The organism is Actinomadura xylanilytica, assembly GCF_030283145.1.
GTDB classification, from domain to species: Bacteria; Actinomycetota; Actinomycetes; order Streptosporangiales; family Streptosporangiaceae; genus Spirillospora; species Spirillospora xylanilytica.
Genome location: NZ_JASNWE010000001.1, coordinates 689,065 through 705,925, shown reverse-complemented (window position 1 = coordinate 705,925; position 16,861 = coordinate 689,065). Strand labels below are relative to the sequence as shown.

Here is a 16,861-nt window from a genome sequence, read left to right as displayed (position 1 = left end):
AGGTCTAGAGGGCCGGAAGGCGGTTCTCCGTGCGCCAGCGCATCAGCCCGGCGACCGCGGTGGCCACGGCCATCGGGTCGAGCGGCAGGCTCACCACGGCGTCGGCGCGGGACCAGGTGGCCAGCCAGCCGTCGTCGCGGCGGGCGATGATCGCCAGCATCGGCGGGCAGTCGAAGACCTCGTCCTTGGCCTGGCGGCAGACGCCGAGCCCGCCGGCGGGCTGGGCCTCGCCGTCGACGACGGCGACCTCGATGCCGCCCGCGTCGAGCCGCTCCACCACCGCGGCCTGGGTGGCGACCTCGACGTACTCGACCGGGGGGAGGTCGGCGGCGGGCCGGCGCCCGATCGCGAGCCGGATCTGGGCGCGAGTGTTCGCGTCGTCGCTGTAGACGAGAACCTTCATCGGGCTGTCCGGGGTGGTGCTGCTCATGGCAGAGAAGGCTACCCGGTCGGGACCCCGCGCACGAGACGCGGTAAGGACCGGGTGCGAGCGGCTCGCGCGGGCGTGTCCGGACCGTGTCCGAACCGTGCCCCGGGGGTGTCGCGCGGCGGGCCGATCCGGAAATTGCCCGCCGAACGTGCTAGAACCCCTGGTCCGCAGGCGATCCAGTGTTACCTGGAGTGCCTCCAGAGGCGTTCCCGGGACACGCTCGGGAACTCCAGAAGGGGGGTCATGCGTCGGTGAGTGAACCAGTGACGTAATAATGCTGCCCGTGGCAACAGCATCCGCGATAGAGACAACACCTCCACCTCACGTTCGGGCGAACCGTCCCAATCTCGTCAGTGTGGGGACGATCGTCTGGCTGTCGTCCGAGCTGATGTTCTTCGCGGCCCTGTTCGCGATGTACTTCACGATCCGCTCGGTGACGATCGGCCAGCACGGGCACGACTCCTGGCCGGGCGCCGCCCTCAACGTCCCGCTCTCCGCCGTGAACACCACCGTCCTGGTCCTGTCCTCGGTGACCTGCCAGCTGGGCGTGTTCAAGGCCGAGGCCGGCAAGGTCGGCCGGGACGGCGGGCTGCTCGACTTCCGGCGGTGGGGACTGCGCGAGTGGTACGTGCTGTCGTTCCTCATGGGCCTCTACTTCGTCCTCGGCCAGGGCTACGAGTACTTCTCGCTGGTCCAGGAGGAGGGCCTCACGCTCTCCTCGGCCGCGTACGGCTCGGTCTTCTACCTGACCACCGGCTTCCACGGCCTGCACGTCATCGGCGGGCTGATCGCCTTCCTGTTCGTGCTGGGCCGCACCTACGCCGCGAAACGCTGGACCCATGAGCAGGCGACGAGCGCGATCGTCGTGTCGTACTACTGGCATTTCGTGGACGTGGTCTGGATCGGCCTGTTCGCGACCATCTACCTGCTCGACCTGTGATCCGCCCGCCGGGCCCGGCCCGGAGGCTGGAGGCTCGCCTCCAGAGGATTTCTCACCCGCTTACCTGACGACATGACCCGAACGGGGATTTCCGTGAAAAGGATCACCGCATGGCGACGGCGCCCCTGGGCGGGCTACGCCGTCGTGCTGGCGGCCCTGGCGGCGATCGGCGTCATCTACGCCGGCTTCTCGCCGCAGACTGACCGCGCCGAAGCGGAGAACACGGCCCAGGCCGCGCAGGATCTGAAGAACGGCCAGGAGCTGTTCAACAAGAACTGCGCGAGCTGCCACGGGCTGAACGCCGAGGGCACCAAGGACGCCAAGGGCAAGCCGATCGCACCGAGTCTGCTCGGGGTGGGCGCCGCATCGGTCGACTTCCAGGTCAGCACGGGCCGCATGCCCGCGATGAACCCGGGCGCGCAGATGCCGCGCAAGAAGCCGATCCCGGCCTTCGACACCGAGCTCAAGACCGACTACGCCGAGCCGGAGAAGCGGGAGGCGGCCGAGAAGCAGAAGGCCCAGGCGGAGAAGAACCTGGCCGACCTGCGCGCCTTCGTCACCTCGCTGGGCGGCGGGCCGGAGGTGCCGTCCGCGGCGGCCACCGACCCGTCCAAGGGCGACGTGGCCGTCGGCGGCAAGCTGTTCCGCACCAACTGCGCGCAGTGCCACAGCTTCGTCGGCTCGGGCGGCGCGCTGACCGGCGGCAAGTACGCCCCGCCGCTCGACAAGAGCGACGTCACGCCCACCCAGATCTACGAGGCCATGCTGACCGGCCCGCAGGCGATGCCGGTGTTCAACGACACCACCCTCACCCAGCAGGACAAGCAGGCGATCATCGCCTACGTGGTCCAGACGCGTGAGGAGCCCAACCCGGGCGGCAACGGCCTGGGCCGCATCGGCCCGGTGTCGGAGGGCCTGGTCGGATGGCTGATCGGCATCGGCCTGCTGGTGCTGGCGGCGACCTGGATCACTGCGAAGAAGCCGAAGAAGCTGAAGAAGTCATGAGCGACGACAACAAGGACACGGGCTCGCACGAGCCCCGCGAGGACGGCGGCACGCCGGAACGCGTGATCGGCACGCCCTCGCCGGCGGCGGAGAAGTCGCTGCTGCCGGGCGGGGCCGCGCCGGCCGAGGGCGCCGCGGCCGAGGAGCTGGACGAGGCGTCGGCCAAGCGGGCCGAACGGGTCGTCGCGGTGTTCTTCCTCATCGCCTTCGCCGCCAGCGTGGCGTTCATCGCCTACTACATCGGCTGGAGCGGCCGGGACGGCGGGATGCACGGCATCCACCGGACCCGCGAGTCCAACCTGTGGCTCGGCGGCATGATGACGCTGGCGTTCCTGGCCATGGCGGTCGGCGTCACCATCTGGGTGCGGCGGCTGATGACCAGCAAGCCGATCATCCAGGAGCGGCACGCCCCGCGGGCCACCGAGGAGACCCGGGCGTCCTTCGCCGCGGACTTCATGGAGGGCGCCGCCGACAGCGGGATCACCAAGCGCCCGCTGCTGCGCCGCACGCTGCTGCTGGCCGCCGCGCCGCTCGGCCTGGCCCCGCTGGTGCTGCTGCGCGACCTCGGCCCGAAGCCGGGGACGCGGCTGCGCCACACGTTCTGGGGCGATGCGGTCAAGAAGGCCCAGTCTCAGGGCAAGAAGGGCGTCCGCCTGGTGGTGGACGGCACCGACAGGCCGCTGAGGGTCAGCGACTTCTCCTCGCCGGGTGGGATGATCACTGTGCTGCCCGAGGGCATCGAGCACGATCTGCCCGAGGAGAAGGTGCTCACCCAGGTCGCCAAGGCGGTGACCATCCTGATCAACGTTCCGGCGGACCAGTTCAAGCCCGCCAAGGGGCGGGAGAACTGGCACGTCGGCGGGATCGTGGCGTACTCCAAGATCTGCACGCACGTGGGCTGCCCGGCGGCCCTGTACGAGCAGACCACGCACCACATCCTGTGCCCGTGCCACCAGTCGACGTTCGACGCCACCGACGCGGCCAAGGTCGTGTTCGGGCCGGCGGCCCGTCCGCTGCCGCAGTTGCCACTGGCCGTGGAGGACGGTTACCTCGTCGCGACGAGTGACTACCACGAGCCGATCGGCCCGAGCTTCTGGGAGCGGGGATGAGCGAGGCGGCAACCGCCCCGAAGGCGGTCGAGGGACCACTGACGTTCCTGGACGACCGGCTGGGCTCCACCACCTTCTTCAAGCGGAACATGAAGAAGGTCTTTCCGGACCACTGGTCGTTCATGCTGGGCGAGATCGCCCTGTACTCCTTCATCATCCTGCTGCTGACCGGGACGTTCCTGACGCTCTGGTTCAAGCCCAGCATGATCGAGGTGGTGTACGACGGGTCGTACACCAAGCTGAACGGCGTCAAGATGTCGGAGGCCTACGCCTCCACGCTGAACATCAGCTTCGATGTGCGCGGCGGCCTGCTGATGCGGCAGATCCACCACTGGGCCGCGATCCTGTTCATGGCCTCGATCATGGCGCACATGCTGCGGGTGTTCTTCACCGGCGCCTACCGCAAGCCGCGTGAGCTGAACTGGCTCATCGGCGTCGGCATGTTCACCATGGGCATGCTGGAGGGGCTGTTCGGGTACTCGCTGCCCGACGACCTGCTGTCCGGCACCGGGCTGCGGATCACCCAGGGTGTGGCCGAGTCGATCCCGCTGGTGGGCTCCTACATCTACATGTTCCTGTTCGGCGGGGAGTTCCCCGGCCAGGACATCGTGCCGCGCCTGTTCACGCTGCACATCCTGCTGATCCCGGGCGTGCTGCTGGGCATGATCACCGCGCACATGATGATCATGTGGCACCAGAAGCACACCGCGATGCCGGTGAAGAAGCAGACCGAGACGCAGGTCCAGGGCTACCCCTTCTACCCGGTCTTCATGGCCAAGACGGGCGCCTACTTCCTGTTCACCTTCGGCGTGCTGGCGCTGCTCGGCACGTTCGCGCAGATCAACCCGATCTGGCTGTTCGGGCCCTACGACCCGGGCGCGATCTCGTCGGCGTCCCAGCCCGACTTCTACATGGGCGTCCTGGAGGGCTCCCTCCGGATCATGCCCAACTGGGAGATCTCGGCCTGGGGCCACACGCTCAGCCTGAACGTGCTGATCCCGGCGCTCGGCCCGCTCGGCATCATCTTCACCGGTGCCGCGGTGTGGCCGTTCATCGAGCAGTGGGTGACCGGCGACAAGCGGCTGCACCACGTCAACGACCGTCCGCGCAACGCCCCGGTCCGCACCAGCGTCGGCATGGCCGCCGTGGCGTTCTACGGGATCCTGTGGGTGGCCGGCGCCAACGACGTGCTGGCCGAGCGGTTCCACGTGTCGCTGTTCGCCACGACGTGGTTCTTCCGCGTCGCGGTGTTCGTCGGCCCGGTGCTCGCCTACATCATCACCAAGCGGATCTGCCTGGGGCTCCAGCGCAAGGACGCCGGCATCATCGGGCACGGCGTGGAGAGCGGCGTGATCGTGATGTCGCCGGACGGCGAGTACAGCGAGCGGCACGAGCCCGCCCGCGAGCAGGAGCGGACCGTCATCCTCAGCAAGGAGAACAGCCGGCCCGAGCCGCCCGCGGTGGACGCCAACGGCGTGCCCGCGCCGGGCAGCAAGGGACCGCTCGGGCACGTCCGGTCCCGGCTCAACCGGGCCTGGACCTTCGACGACATCCCGATCGAGGAGCACGGCCACGACGAGGAGCACGGCGAGGTCGAGAACGGCCGGGAGCCGAAGCAGCTCAACCACTGAGCACGGCGCGCGGCGCGCGCCACAGCGGATCGCCACACGGCGGGGCCCGTCACCGGAGGATCGGTGGCGGGCCCCGCCGCGTCCGGCGCCGGGGCCGTCCGTATGCTGCGTGGACATGACCAGGACGCTCGTGGTGACCAACGACTTCCCGCCGCGCCCCGGCGGGATCCAGGCGTTCGTGCACGGGCTGGCGGCGCGCCGCCCGCCGGGCTCGGTGGTGGTGTACGCGCCGGCGTGGCGGGGCGCGGCGGCGTTCGACGCCGCGCAGCCGTTCCCGGTCGTGCGGCATCCGGGGTCGCTGATGCTGCCCGAGCCGTCGGTGCTGCGCCGGGCGGGCGAGGTGCTCCGGGCGGAGGGCTGCGACTCGGTGCTGTTCGGCGCGGCGGCGCCGCTCGGCCTGCTGGCCCCGGCACTGCGCCGGCGCGGGGCGGAGCGGCTGGTCGGGATCACCCACGGGCACGAGGCGGCGTGGGCGTCGCTCCCGGCGGCGCGCGGCCTGCTGCGCCGCATCGGCGACGGCGTGGACGTGCTGACCTACCTGGGGGAGTACACCCGGTCCCGGATGGCGCGGGTCCTGTCGCCGGGCGCGGCGGCGCGGCTGGCCCGGCTGGCCCCGGGCGTGGACGAGAACGCGTTCTTCCGCGGCGCCGGGGGGCCGGAGATCAGAAAGCGGCACGGGCTGGACGGGCGTCCCGTCGTGGTGTGCGTGTCGCGGCTCGTCCCGCGCAAGGGGCAGGACGCGCTGATCCACGCCTGGCCGCACGTGCTGCGCGCGGTGCCGGACGCCGCGCTGCTGCTGGTCGGCGGCGGGCCGTACCGGGCCGAGCTGGAGCGGCTGGCGGCGGCGCGGGGGGTGTCCGGCTCGGTCGTCCTGACCGGCGCCGTGCCCTGGGAGGAGCTGCCCGCGCACTACGACGCGGGCGACGTCTTCGCGATGCCGTGCCGGACCCGGCGGCGCGGCCTGGACGTCGAGGGGCTCGGCATCGTCTACCTCGAGGCGTCGGCGACCGGGCTGCCGGTGGTGGCGGGCGACTCGGGCGGCGCGCCCGACGCGGTGCTGGACGGCGAGACCGGTGTGGTCGTGCCGGGCCGTTCGGTCGCGGCCGTCGCCGCGGCCCTGACCGGCCTGCTGAGCGATCCCGGGCGGGCCCGCGCGATGGGCGGGCGCGGACGGGCGTGGATCGAGCGGGAGTGGCGCTGGGAGCTCCAGGCCGCCCGGCTGGGCACGCTGCTCGACGGCTGACGGCGATGATGGAGGTGAGCCCGCGCGTCCGCTAGCGGGCGGCCAGGCCGCGCATGGCGGTGTCGAGCTGCTCGGAGGTGAGGGCCGGCTCGGCGATCGGGTGGGCGGCCTCGGCGCGCAGGCCGTCGAGGACGAAGGCGAGGCTGCGGCGCCATGCGCCCGGCGCGATCGCGCCGGTGGCCTCGACCAGGCGGCCGGTGCTCCAGATGATGGAGACCAGGTCCGCCGCGGTGAAGTCGGGGCGCAGGCCGCCGCCGTCGCGGGCGCGCGCGACGATCCGGGCGACCTGGTCGGTCCCCTGTGCGCAGGCGGCGGCGAGCCGCTCGGTGTCGGAGAACCGCATCGAGAGCGCGTCGGTGAGGCCCCGGTCGGCCGCCTGCGAGGCGCACAGCCGGGTCACGTACCAGACGAAGCCCTCCCAGGGGTCGGGACGGGCCAGCGCCTCCTCGCCGAGGGCGAGCTGGGCGTCGATCAGCTCCGGGACGATCTCGTCGATCAGCGTCTCGCGGGTGGCGAAGTGGTTGTAGAGCGTGCCGACGCTGACCCCGGCCCGGCGGGCGATCTCCTCCAGCGGGGCGTCCAGGCCGCGCGCGGCGAAGACCTCGCGGGCGGCGGCCGTCAGCCGCTCGCGGTTGCGCCGCGCGTCGCGGCGCTGTGCTCTCGGGGGGCCGCAGCTGCTCATGCGCCGAGTCTACTTAGTTGAGGGCACCCTCAAGTTTTTCTGTTACGGTGAAAGAACTTGAGGCCACCTTCAACTTAAGGGAGTGCGCATGTCCAAGACCATCGCCGTGTTCGGGGCCGGCTCCGCGCTCGGCCTGTCGATCGCCCGCCGCTTCGGGCGGGAGGGCTTCGGGGTGGCGCTCGTCGCCCGTGACCGCGCGCGGCTGGACGGGCTGGCCGCGACGCTGGCGGCCGAGGGAGTGCAGGCCGCGGCGTTCGCCGCCGACCTCACCGACGCGGCGGCGACCGCCGCCGCGGTGGACGCCATCGAGGCCCGGTTCGGGCGGATCGACGTGCTGGAGTACGGTCCGGGCGGTCTCAACCTCGGGTTCGCGCCCGGCCCGGTCACCGAGATCGGCCCGGAGGAGCTGCGGACGCCGCTCGAACTGTTCCTGCTCGCCCCGGTGGGGCTGGTCAGGCGCGTCCTGCCCGGGATGATCGAGCGCGGGGACGGGGCGCTGCTGTTCACGCAGGGGGCGTCCGCGAAGTACCCGATCCCCTTCATGGGCGACATCGGGACGGCCATGGCGGCGATGCGCCACTACGTCCTGACGCTCTCGGCCGGGCTGGAGGGCACCGGCGTCCACGCCGGGACGCTGACCATCGGCGCGGGCATCAAGGGCAGCGACGTGCACCGGCTGCTCGAGAGCGACTCCTACGACGGGCCGCGCCCCGAGGGCCTCGATCTCGTCGATCCCGCCGTCCTGGCCGACGTGTACTGGGACATGTACGTGAAGCGGGACCGGGTGGAGGAGGTCGCCGGGAACTTCGGCGGGTGAGATGGCGCCGGGCGAAAAAGGGTGAAGCGGTCAGGTGGGAATGATCTCCACCGGGCCCGGCCCGGAAGCCCGGCCGGACCGCCCCGCCGTCGGCGCGCACAGGTGATGCTGCGTGTGGCACCGGCTTCGAAGGGTGGCAGGATGCGGACATGGCCGATTTGGAGAACGCGGGTGTCGAGGACGCGTGGACCCCTGTGCCGGGTGCGGCCGTCGGCTGGCTGAACGACCTGGATCCCGACCACTGCTACTCGGGGTTCGAGCCGCCGCGCCGCCCGGACGGGGTGTGGGTGCTGCACTCCATGTACGCGTGGAAGGAGGGCCTGGTCACCACCACGCACGACGACGTCCACCAGTCGGTGCGGGCGGCCGGGCTCACCGAGCCGGACGTGATGGGCGACGCCGACCTCGGCGATCTGCTGGAGGGCGCCGTCGTCACCGGGACCGGGCTCGGCCGCAGCGGCGACCCCGGCGCGGGCTGGCGGCGGCTGCGCTGGGCCGAACTGGCGCGCGGGTTCGGCGAGGAGCCGGTGCCCGACGGCGAGCTGCCCGGCAACCGCTGCCTGCGGCAGGCGCACCCGACGGGGAGCTGGTCGGCGGCGATCCGGCCGCCGGCCGAGGGCTGCCTCGACCGGGAGAGCTGGCGCCGGCTGGTGGACGTGCTGGCGCGGCACAGCCCGGCCGGCGCCGAGACCGCGTGCCTGGCGTACTACTGCCCGCTGGTCACCGCCGACTGGGACGACGAGACGGTGCTGGCCGGCCGCCTCGGCGACGCGGCGGGCCTCTACGACCATCCGGAGATGTCGAGCTGCCCGTCCAACCTGTGGGCCGAGGACCGCTCGTGGGTCGTCTACTGCGACTGGGACCTGTGGGGCACCAAGGTCGTCGGACCGGTCCCGCTCGTCGAGGCCCTGCTGGAGGACTCCGGGCTGGAGGCCCTCCGCCTTCCCTGGACGGGCTGACGGCCTGATCCGCCTCTCCTCCGTCCGGCGGACGGAGGAGAGGCGGACCAGGGGCCCGGTGCGGCCGGAGTCAGCGGCGGGTGCCGCGTCCGGTGCCGGCGGCGGACGCGAGCACCAGCAGGGCGGCGACGGCGAGCAGCCCCGCGAGGACGAGCGCCAGGGCGGCCAGGCCCGAGCCGGTGAGCGCGCCGGCGAGCTGCGGGCCGAGGCTGGCGCCGACGAACAGCAGCGCGGTGAACAGCGAGATCGCGGGGCCGCGGGCCGCGCCGGCCCGGGAGCCGATGGTGTCGATCAGGCCCGGTGCGGCGACGGCGGTGCCGGCCGTCACGGCGATGAGCAGCGCGCCGAGCAGCAGGGTCCCCGGGTGCAGCAGGCCGATCAGCGCGACGCCGGCGGCCGACAGGGCGAGCGCCAGGCCGACCCGGGCCGGGCCGGGGACGCGGGCGAGGACCGGGGTCAGGAACGGGATCGCGACGATCACCGGGAGCGCGCTCGCCCGCAGCCCGAGCAGCCCGGTCGTGCCGGTGAGCTGGAGGCCGGTGTAGATCGCGACGAACGAGCCGAGCACGGTGGGCACCGCCAGGTAGAGGAGCCGCAGTCCGGGCGTCCAGAGCAGCGGGAGCATGGCCCGGTAGGCGGCGGCCGGGGAGGCGCCGGTGGACGGGCCGTCCGGGAGCAGCGCCCAGCGCAGCAGCAGCGCGGCGGCGCCGAACGCGACCGCGCCGACCAGGAAGAACGCGCGCCAGCCGAGCGTCGCGGCCAGGCCCTGCGCGGCGAGCTGGCCGAGGACGGCGGCCGACAGGAACCCGGTGGTCATCGCGGTCACGGTGACCAGGCGGCGGCGCGGCTCGACGCGTTCGGCGACGTAGGCCATCGCGACGGGCGGGAACGCCCCGATGGTCAGGCCCTGGAGCGCGCGCAGGATCAGCGCCGCGTCCGGGCCGGGGGAGGCGGCGACCAGCGCGGTGGTCACGGCGGTCGCGGCGACCCCGGCGACCATCACGCGGCGGCGGCCGAACCGGTCGGAGAGCGGGCCGAAGAGCAGGAAGCCCGCCGCGTAGCCGAACCCGAACGCGCTCACCAGCCAGGTGAGCGAGGTGGGTCGGGCGTGCCAGCCCGCGGCGGCGGAGCCGAGCAGGGCGATCATCCCGTAGAGCTGCGCGGTGGCGAGCAGGGCGGTGCCGGAGAGCACGGCGACCGTCCGGGCGAACGGCGCGAACGCGGTCGTCGCGGTCGGAGCCGGGGGCGGTGCCGGAGCGGTGGTGGTGGCCGGGAGGACGGGGGAGGAGCGCATGGCCGGAACCGTAGCCAACCAACCGGTTGGATGTCAACCAACCGGTTGGACGGCGATCCCGCTATGCTCGGGACCATGGCCACCAGCGCATCCACCACCGCCTCGACCAAAGAGGCCCTGCTCGCCGCCGCCCGCGAGGAGTTCGCCGAGCACGGCATCGCCGGCGCCCGGGTCGACCGGATCGCCCGGCTGGCCGGCGTCAACAAGGAGCGGATCTACGGATACTTCGGCAACAAGGAGAAGCTCTTCGACGCGGTCATGAAGGACGCGATGGACGAGCTCACCGAGGTGAACGCGCTGCTCGGCGACGACCCGGTCCAGTACGTGGCGGGGCTCTTCGACCACTATCAGGAGCACCCCGACCTCCTCCGGCTGCTCATGTGGGAGGCGCTGCACGACCGGTCCGGCCACCTGCCCGACCAGCAGTGGCGCGTCGACCGCTGCCACGACAAGGTCGCCTCCCTCGCCGCCCACCTCGGCCAGGAGCCCTCGGCCGAGGCCGGGAGGACGATGCTGAGCCTGATGGGGCTGGTCCTGATGCCGATGGCCCTGCCCCAGCTCGCCGAGCTGATGGGCGCCCAGATGGACGGCCCGGAATCGACCGCGCGGATGCGCGAACACGCCACGGCGTTCGCACGCGCCTTCCTGGAGTGCGGAAAGACGGCCGGACCCTCCTGACCGCTCTCCGGCCCCGCGTCCCCCAGACGGGCCGCCGGGTTCGTAGGATCACCCCATGAACGTTGTGATCGCGGGAGGGCACGGGCAGATCGCGCTGCGCCTGGCCCGGCTGCTGGCCGCGCGGGGGGACACCGTGCTGAGCCTGATCCGGAATCCGGACCATGCCGGCGACGTGCGGGCGGCGGGCGCCGGCCCGGTCGTGTGCGACCTGGAGCAGGCGGGCCTGGACGAGGTGGCGGCCGAGGTGACCGGCGCGGAGGCGGTCGTCTTCGCGGCCGGGGCCGGCCCCGGGAGTGGCGCGGGCCGCAAGGACTCGGTCGACCGGGCGGCGTCGGTGCTGGTGGCGGACGCGGCCGAGCGCGCCGGGGTCCGGCGGCTGCTCCAGGTGTCGGCGATGGGTGCGGGGGAGCCGCCGCGGGCCGGCACCGACGAGGTCTGGGCCGCCTACGTCCGGGCCAAGGGGGCGGCGGAGGAGGACCTGCGCGCCCGGGACCTCGACTGGCTGATTCTGCGGCCGGGCCGCCTCACCGACGATCCGGGGACCGGCCGGGTCAGGCTGGCCGAGCCGCCGATCGGGCGGGGCGAGGTGACCCGGGACGACGTCGCCGCGGTGATCGTCGCGCTGCTGGACGCGCCCGGCGCGCGGCACCGGACCCTGGACCTGATCAACGGCGGCACCCCGATCGCCGACGCCGTCGCCGTCCTCTAGGACCCGCACGGGCCGCGGCGGGCCGCCCCTCCGGACGGCGTCCCGCCGCGTCCCGCCGCGTCCTTCAGCGTCCCGCCGGGTCAGGAGTAGATCGCGTCGATCTCGTCGGCGAAGTCCTTCATGACGACGTGCCGGCGCACCTTGAGGCTCGGCGTCATGTGCCCGGCCTCCTCGGTGAAGTCCACGCCGAGGATCTCGTACTTCTTGATCGCCTCGGCGTGCGAGACCGACGCGTTGGCGCCGGCCACGGCCGCGTCGATCTCGGCGATCAGGGCGGGGTCGCGGCGCAGCTCGTCGACGGTCATCGCGTCCGGCCTGCCGTGCTGCCGCTTCCAGGGGCCGAGCGCCTCCTCGTCCAGCGTGATCAGCGCGCTGATGAACTTGCGGCCGTCGCCGACGACCAGGCACTGGCTGATCAGCGGGCTGGCCCGCAGCCGGTCCTCCAGCGGGGCGGGCGCCACGTTCTTGCCCGCCGCGGTGACCAGGATCTCCTTCTTCCGTCCGGTGATGGCCAGGTACCCGTCGGCGTCCAGCGAGCCGAGGTCGCCGGTGTGGAACCAGCCGTCGGCCAGGGACTCCTCGGTGGCGGACGGGTTGTTCCAGTACCCGCGCAGGATGTTGACGCCCTTGATCAGGACCTCGCCGTCGTCCGCGATCCGGACGGTGACGCCCGGGATCGGCCGCCCGACGGTGCCGATCCGGATCGCGGTGGGCCGGTTGACGCTGGCCGGGGCGGTGGTCTCGGTCAGCCCGTACCCCTCCAGGATCGTGATGCCCACGCCGCGGAAGAAGTGGCCGAGCCGCTCGCCGAGGGCGGCGCCGCCCGACACCGCGTACTGCACCCGCCCGCCGACGGCGGCGCGCAGCTTCCGGTACACCAGCACGTCGAAGACGCGGTGCCGGGCCTTGAGGGCGAGCCCGGGGCCGCCGGAGTCCAGGGCCTGGCTGTAGGCGATCGCGGTGTCGGCGGCGGCGCGGAAGATCTTGCCCTTGCCGTCGGCGGCGGCCTTCTGCTCGGCCCCGTTGTAGACCTTCTCGAAGACGCGCGGCACGGCCAGCAGGAAGGTCGGCCGGAAGGTGGCCAGGTCGGGCAGCAGGCCCGCGATGTCGCTGTGGCCGAGCACGATGCCGCCCTCGACGCAGGCGACCTCGATCAGCCGGGCGAACACGTGCGCGAGCGGCAGGAAGAGCAGCGTCGAGCTGCCGTCGACCGCGACCTCGGAGATCGCGCCCTGGATCGCGTTGCGGGCGGTCGACACCAGGTTCCCGTGGGTCAGCTCGCAGCCCTTGGGGCGGCCGGTGGTGCCCGAGGTGTAGACGAGCGTGGCGACGTCGCCGGCGGTGCGGGACCGGCGCCGCTCCTCGACCACCTCGTCGCCGAGCCCGGCGCCGAGGGCGGCCACGGCGTCGGCGCCGCCGTCGTCGATGCCCCAGAGGTGCGCGAGGTCCGGGAGCGCGTCCCGGACCCCCTCGATCGCGGCCCGGTGCGCGGCGGTCTCGGCGAACACCGCGCGGGCGCCCGAGTCGCCGACGATCCACTGGATCTGCTCGGCGGAGGAGGTCTCGTAGATCGGGACGGCGACGGCGCCCGCGGCCCAGATCGCGTAGTCCAGGACCGTCCACTCGTAGCGGGTCCGCGACATCAGCGCGACCCGGTCGCCCGGCTCGATCCCGGCGGCGACCAGGCCCTTGGCGACCCGCGTCACCTCCGCGGCGAAGTCGCGGGCGGTCACGGCCCGCCAGGCCGTGCCGGCCTCGTTCCGGCGGCGCAGCACGATCGTGCCGGGCCGTTCGGCGGCTCGGGCGAACGGTGCGTCGGTCAGGTTGGTGGCGTCGGAGACCTCCACCATCGGGGGGACGCTGAACTCGCGCACGGCCCACTCCTCGATTGATCTGTGCGGATGGCGGGGACGACGCTACAGGCTCCCCGCGACCCGATGATACCCGTGAGTAGCAAAGTCCGGCCGGTGCGCGCCGCCGGTCAAGGACGGGGCAAGTCTCCGCGTCCCCGCCGGGCGCGGGGAGCCGTGCGCCTACCCTTGACGGGCCGGGCTCGGGCAGGACTCCGGCGGCTCCGACCTGACCCGGGAGAACCCCCTTGGCACTGCTGGAAGTGATCGCACTGACGCCCGCCGACGCGCGGGCCGCCGAGGAGGGCGGCGCCGACCGGATCGAGGTCGCCGCCGACATGGCCGCCGACGGGCTGACCCCCGACCCCGAGGTGGTCGCCGGCATGAGGGAGGTCACCTCCCTGCCGATGCGGGTGATGCTGCGCGCCAACGCCGGGTTCGGCACCACCGCCGCCGAGCTGGACCGGCTGCGCCGCGCCGCCGCCGACCTCGCCGCGGCCGGCGCCGACGGATTCGTGCTCGGTTTCCTAAGCCCGTCGGGGCGGATCGACGCCGCCGCGACCGCCGGGCTCGCCGCGTCCGCCGCCCCGCTGCCATGGACGTTCCACCGGGCCCTGGACCACGCGTCCGACCCGGCCGCCGCCTGGCAGGCCGTCCGCGACCTGCCCGGCGCGCCCGGCACCGTCCTCACCGCCGGGTCGGCCAGGGGCGTCGGGGCGGGGCTGGAGGTGCTGGTCAGGCGGGCCGCCGAGAGCCCGGACGCGGCGGCCCTGATCATGGCGGGCGGCGGGTTGCGCCGCAAGCACGTCGCGGTGCTCGCCGCCGCGGGCGTCACCGCCTTCCACGTCGGCACCGCGGTCCGTCCGGACGGGGCCTGGGAGGTGCCGGTCGACGCCGCGCTCGTCGGCGAGTGGCGCGCCCTCGTCGCCGCCGCCGCGGGCGCGTCCCATTAGAGTCGGTTCATGCGGATCCATGTGGTGAGTGACGTCCACGGCCGCGCGGAGGACCTCAAGCGCGCGGGCGACGGGGCGGATGTTCTCATCTGCCTGGGCGACCTGATCCTGTTCATCGACTACTCCGACCACGCCCGCGGGATCTTCGCCGACCTGTTCGGCCAGAAGAACGCCGACCGGTTCATCGCGCTGCGCACGGCCAAGCGCTTCGAGGAGGCCCGCGAGTTCTCCCGCTCCCTGTGGGACTCGCTGGAGGGCGGCTCCTGGCCGCACATCGAGCGGGCCGTCGACCGGCAGTACGCCGAGCTGTTCGCGGCGATGCCGACCCCGGCCTACCTCACCTACGGCAACGTCGACATCCCGCGCATGTGGGGCGCGCACCTGCGCGAGGGCCACCATGTGCTGGACGGGCAGGTCGCCGAGCTGGGCGGGCTGCGCTTCGGGTTCGTCGGCGGCGGGCTGCGCACCGAGTACCGCACCCCCTACGAGCTGGACGAGGAGACCTACGCGGCCAAGGTCGCCGCCGTCGGCGAGGTCGACGTGCTGTGCTGCCACATCCCGCCCGCCGTCCCCGAACTGCTGTACGACACCGTGGCGCGCAGGTTCGAGCGGGGCAGCGAGGCGGTGCTGGAGGCCGTCCGCCGCACCCAGCCGAGGTACGTGCTGTTCGGCCACGTGCACCAGCCCCTCGCCCGGCGGATCCGCATCGGCCGTACCGAGTGCGTCAACGTCGGGCACTTCCGGGCCAGCGGGGTGCCCTTCACGCTGACGGTGTGAGAGATCCCTTCCCGACGACAGGAGCGCGACGATGGCCGACCGCACCAGTTCCACCATCACCATCGAGGCGGCGAAACCCGAGATCATGGCGGTGATCGCCGATCTGGCGGCCTATCCCGACTGGGCCGGCGGCATCCGCGAGTTCACCGTGCAGGAGACCGGCCCGGACGGCCGGGCCGCCCGGGGCCGGCTGACGTTCGACGGCGGCCCGTTCAGCGACACCGTCGGATTGGCCTACACCTGGGACGGCGACGACGCGGTCCACTGGGAGCTGGTCGAGAAGGGCACGGTGGTCACCGGCCTGCACGGCTCGTACACCCTGGCCGCGGCCGGCGGCGCGGCGGACGTGACCGAGGTGACCTACGAGCTGGCCGTGGACGTCCGGGTCCCGATGATCGGCATGGTCCGGCGCAAGGGCGAGAAGCGGATCACCGACTCGGCGCTCAAGGGCCTGAAACGACACGTCGAGGGCTGAGTGAAGCGCGGCGCGCCCGGCGGGCGGTACCGTTTCACGCCGACAACGGATGGAATTGTTCTCATGACCGAGCAGCCCGGCGACGTCCTCGGCGAGGCCGTCAAGCTCCTGGACGCCCTGTGCCGCCGCGTCGGCGGCGCGGCCGGCGCCTGGAGCGCTCCCGGCGGCCGGGGCGGCGACGTGTGGGCCCGGGCGACGGCCCCGGTCGCGGACACCGGCCCGGTCGCGGACACCGGCCTGGACGCCGATCCGGATCCGGGCGCGGGCGGGGCCTGGGCCTCGGCCACCGGTGAGGATCCCGTCGGCATCGGGTAGGGCAACGGCGGGGTCCGGTGGGGCGCCGCGAGGAGGAGGAACCGTACATGGCCCTGACCATCGGCGTCGACGTGGGCGGCACGAAGGTGGCCGCGGGAGTCATCGACGACCGGGGCACGATCCTGGAGAAGGTGCGGCGACCCACGCCCTCCACCAATCCCGCGGAGACCGCCGAGGTCATCGCCGAGGTCGTCGACCTGCTCAAGGGCAAGTACGCGGACGTGGTCGCGGTCGGCCTCGGCTCGGCCGGCTTCGTCGACGAGACGCGCTCCACCGTGCTGTTCGCGCCCAACCTGGCCTGGCGCGACGAGCCGATCAAGAAGAAGGTCGAGGAGCGGGTCGGGCTGCCGGTGGTGGTCGAGAACGACGGCAACGCGACCGCCTGGGGCGAGGCGCGGTTCGGCGCCGGGCGGGGCGAGGACTTCATCGTCCTGATCGCCCTCGGCACCGGCATCGGCGGCGGCATCATCATCAACGGCGAGCTGTACCGGGGCCGGTTCGGCATCGGCGCTGAGTTCGGCCACTTCCGGGTCGTCCCGGACGGCCGCCGCTGCGGCTGCGGCAACCGCGGCTGCTGGGAGCAGTACGCCAGCGGCAACGCGCTCGTGCACGAGGCCCGCGACCTGGCCAGGGTGGCGCCCGCGATGGCCGGGCGGCTGCTGGAGCTCGGCGGGGGGCGGCCCGAGGGGATCAGCGGCCCGGAGGTCACCCAGGCGGCCCGCGAGGGCGACCCGGCGGCGCTGGAGTGCTTCCGGTCGGTGGCGCAGTGGGCGGGCCAGGGGCTGGCCGACCTGTCCGCGATCCTCGACCCGGGGGCGTTCATCATCGGCGGCGGGCTCTCGGACGCGGGCGACCTGCTGCTCGACCCGATCCGGCAGGCGTTCGGGGCGGCGCTCACCGGGCGCGGGCACCGGCCGACCCCGCAGATCCGGATCGCCGAGCTCGGCTCCGACGCCGGCATCGTCGGCGCGGCCGACCTGGCCAGGATCTGACC

The 16,861-nt window shown here is 73.3% G+C and carries 18 protein-coding genes; 14 read left to right on the top strand and 4 right to left on the bottom strand.

The genetic code is table 11. From position 1 onward, the window contains the following. Positions 1-4: 4 nt before the first annotated feature. Entirely contained in the window at positions 5-430 is a 426-nt protein-coding gene (locus tag QP090_RS03315; protein WP_285936944.1) for a hypothetical protein, read from the bottom strand. A gap of 274 nt (positions 431-704) precedes the next feature. On the opposite strand from QP090_RS03315, the gene ctaE reads away from it, so the two are divergent. From ctaE to QP090_RS03290, 5 genes are all read left to right on the top strand, one after another. Continuing rightward, positions 705-1,370, top strand: a complete 666-nt coding sequence (ctaE, locus tag QP090_RS03310; RefSeq protein ID WP_329520073.1) for an aa3-type cytochrome oxidase subunit III — start codon at positions 705-707, stop codon at positions 1,368-1,370. 93 nt (positions 1,371-1,463) lie between these two features. After that, positions 1,464-2,375: a cytochrome bc1 complex diheme cytochrome c subunit gene (gene qcrC / locus QP090_RS03305; protein ID WP_285936942.1), complete on the top strand. Its 912-nt coding sequence runs from the start codon at positions 1,464-1,466 to the stop codon at positions 2,373-2,375. Further along, positions 2,372-3,484 carry a cytochrome bc1 complex Rieske iron-sulfur subunit gene (qcrA, locus tag QP090_RS03300; protein ID WP_285936941.1) on the top strand — a complete coding sequence of 371 codons (1,113 nt, stop codon included), beginning with the start codon at positions 2,372-2,374 and terminating at the stop codon, positions 3,482-3,484. Before qcrC ends, qcrA begins: the two co-directional genes overlap by 4 nt. Continuing rightward, positions 3,481-5,115 carry a cytochrome bc1 complex cytochrome b subunit gene (qcrB, locus tag QP090_RS03295; RefSeq protein ID WP_285936940.1) on the top strand — a complete coding sequence of 545 codons (1,635 nt, stop codon included), beginning with the start codon at positions 3,481-3,483 and terminating at the stop codon, positions 5,113-5,115. The genes qcrA and qcrB overlap by 4 nt, the downstream gene beginning before the upstream one ends. A 115-nt stretch (positions 5,116-5,230) precedes the next feature. Next, positions 5,231-6,358, top strand: a complete 1,128-nt coding sequence (locus QP090_RS03290) for a glycosyltransferase family 4 protein (protein ID WP_285936939.1) — start codon at positions 5,231-5,233, stop codon at positions 6,356-6,358. 31 nt (positions 6,359-6,389) lie between these two features. Here the strand turns inward: QP090_RS03290 and QP090_RS03285 are convergent, their stop codons facing one another. Next, the gene (locus tag QP090_RS03285; RefSeq protein WP_285936938.1) at positions 6,390-7,040 is read right to left on the bottom strand and encodes a TetR/AcrR family transcriptional regulator; all 651 of its coding nucleotides are present in this window, start codon (positions 7,038-7,040) and stop codon (positions 6,390-6,392) included. 88 nt (positions 7,041-7,128) lie between these two features. Between QP090_RS03285 and QP090_RS03280 the strand changes: the two genes are divergently transcribed. Then, positions 7,129-7,857 carry an SDR family NAD(P)-dependent oxidoreductase gene (locus QP090_RS03280; protein ID WP_285936937.1) on the top strand — a complete coding sequence of 243 codons (729 nt, stop codon included), beginning with the start codon at positions 7,129-7,131 and terminating at the stop codon, positions 7,855-7,857. Between the two features lie 149 nt (positions 7,858-8,006). Beyond that, a complete protein-coding gene (locus tag QP090_RS03275) occupies positions 8,007-8,816 on the top strand; it encodes a hypothetical protein (RefSeq protein ID WP_285936936.1) in 810 nt (269 codons plus the stop codon). A 70-nt stretch (positions 8,817-8,886) separates the two neighbouring features. Here QP090_RS03275 and QP090_RS03270 read toward each other — a convergent pair whose 3' ends face one another. After that, entirely contained in the window at positions 8,887-10,110 is a 1,224-nt protein-coding gene (locus QP090_RS03270) for an MFS transporter (protein WP_285936935.1), read from the bottom strand. A gap of 75 nt (positions 10,111-10,185) precedes the next feature. Between QP090_RS03270 and QP090_RS03265 the strand changes: the two genes are divergently transcribed. Together QP090_RS03265 and QP090_RS03260 are read left to right on the top strand one after the other, a co-directional pair. Continuing rightward, positions 10,186-10,788, top strand: a complete 603-nt coding sequence (locus QP090_RS03265) for a TetR/AcrR family transcriptional regulator (protein ID WP_285936934.1) — start codon at positions 10,186-10,188, stop codon at positions 10,786-10,788. A gap of 55 nt (positions 10,789-10,843) precedes the next feature. Continuing rightward, positions 10,844-11,497, top strand: coding sequence for an NAD(P)H-binding protein (locus tag QP090_RS03260; RefSeq protein WP_285936933.1), 654 nt, complete (start codon positions 10,844-10,846; stop codon positions 11,495-11,497). An 80-nt stretch (positions 11,498-11,577) separates the two neighbouring features. Here QP090_RS03260 and QP090_RS03255 read toward each other — a convergent pair whose 3' ends face one another. After that, the gene (locus QP090_RS03255; protein WP_285936932.1) at positions 11,578-13,371 is read right to left on the bottom strand and encodes an AMP-dependent synthetase/ligase; all 1,794 of its coding nucleotides are present in this window, start codon (positions 13,369-13,371) and stop codon (positions 11,578-11,580) included. Between the two features lie 224 nt (positions 13,372-13,595). Here QP090_RS03255 and QP090_RS03250 point away from each other — a divergent pair, with 224 nt between their 5' ends. The 5 genes from QP090_RS03250 to QP090_RS03230 all read left to right on the top strand — a co-directional run bounded on the left by QP090_RS03250 (position 13,596) and on the right by QP090_RS03230 (position 16,859). Beyond that, complete coding sequence (locus QP090_RS03250; RefSeq protein ID WP_285936931.1) at positions 13,596-14,300, top strand: copper homeostasis protein CutC; 705 nt, start codon at positions 13,596-13,598, stop codon at positions 14,298-14,300. Positions 14,301-14,309: 9 nt separating this feature from the next. Next, positions 14,310-15,077, top strand: a complete 768-nt coding sequence (locus QP090_RS03245) for a metallophosphoesterase family protein (protein WP_285936930.1) — start codon at positions 14,310-14,312, stop codon at positions 15,075-15,077. A 31-nt stretch (positions 15,078-15,108) separates the two neighbouring features. After that, a complete protein-coding gene (locus QP090_RS03240; RefSeq protein ID WP_285936929.1) occupies positions 15,109-15,552 on the top strand; it encodes an SRPBCC family protein in 444 nt (147 codons plus the stop codon). A 63-nt stretch (positions 15,553-15,615) separates the two neighbouring features. Then, positions 15,616-15,867, top strand: a complete 252-nt coding sequence (locus QP090_RS03235) for a hypothetical protein (RefSeq protein ID WP_285936928.1) — start codon at positions 15,616-15,618, stop codon at positions 15,865-15,867. A gap of 47 nt (positions 15,868-15,914) precedes the next feature. Beyond that, on the top strand, positions 15,915-16,859 hold the full coding sequence (locus QP090_RS03230) for an ROK family glucokinase (RefSeq protein WP_285936927.1): 945 nt from the start codon (positions 15,915-15,917) through the stop codon (positions 16,857-16,859). Positions 16,860-16,861: the final 2 nt, after the last annotated feature.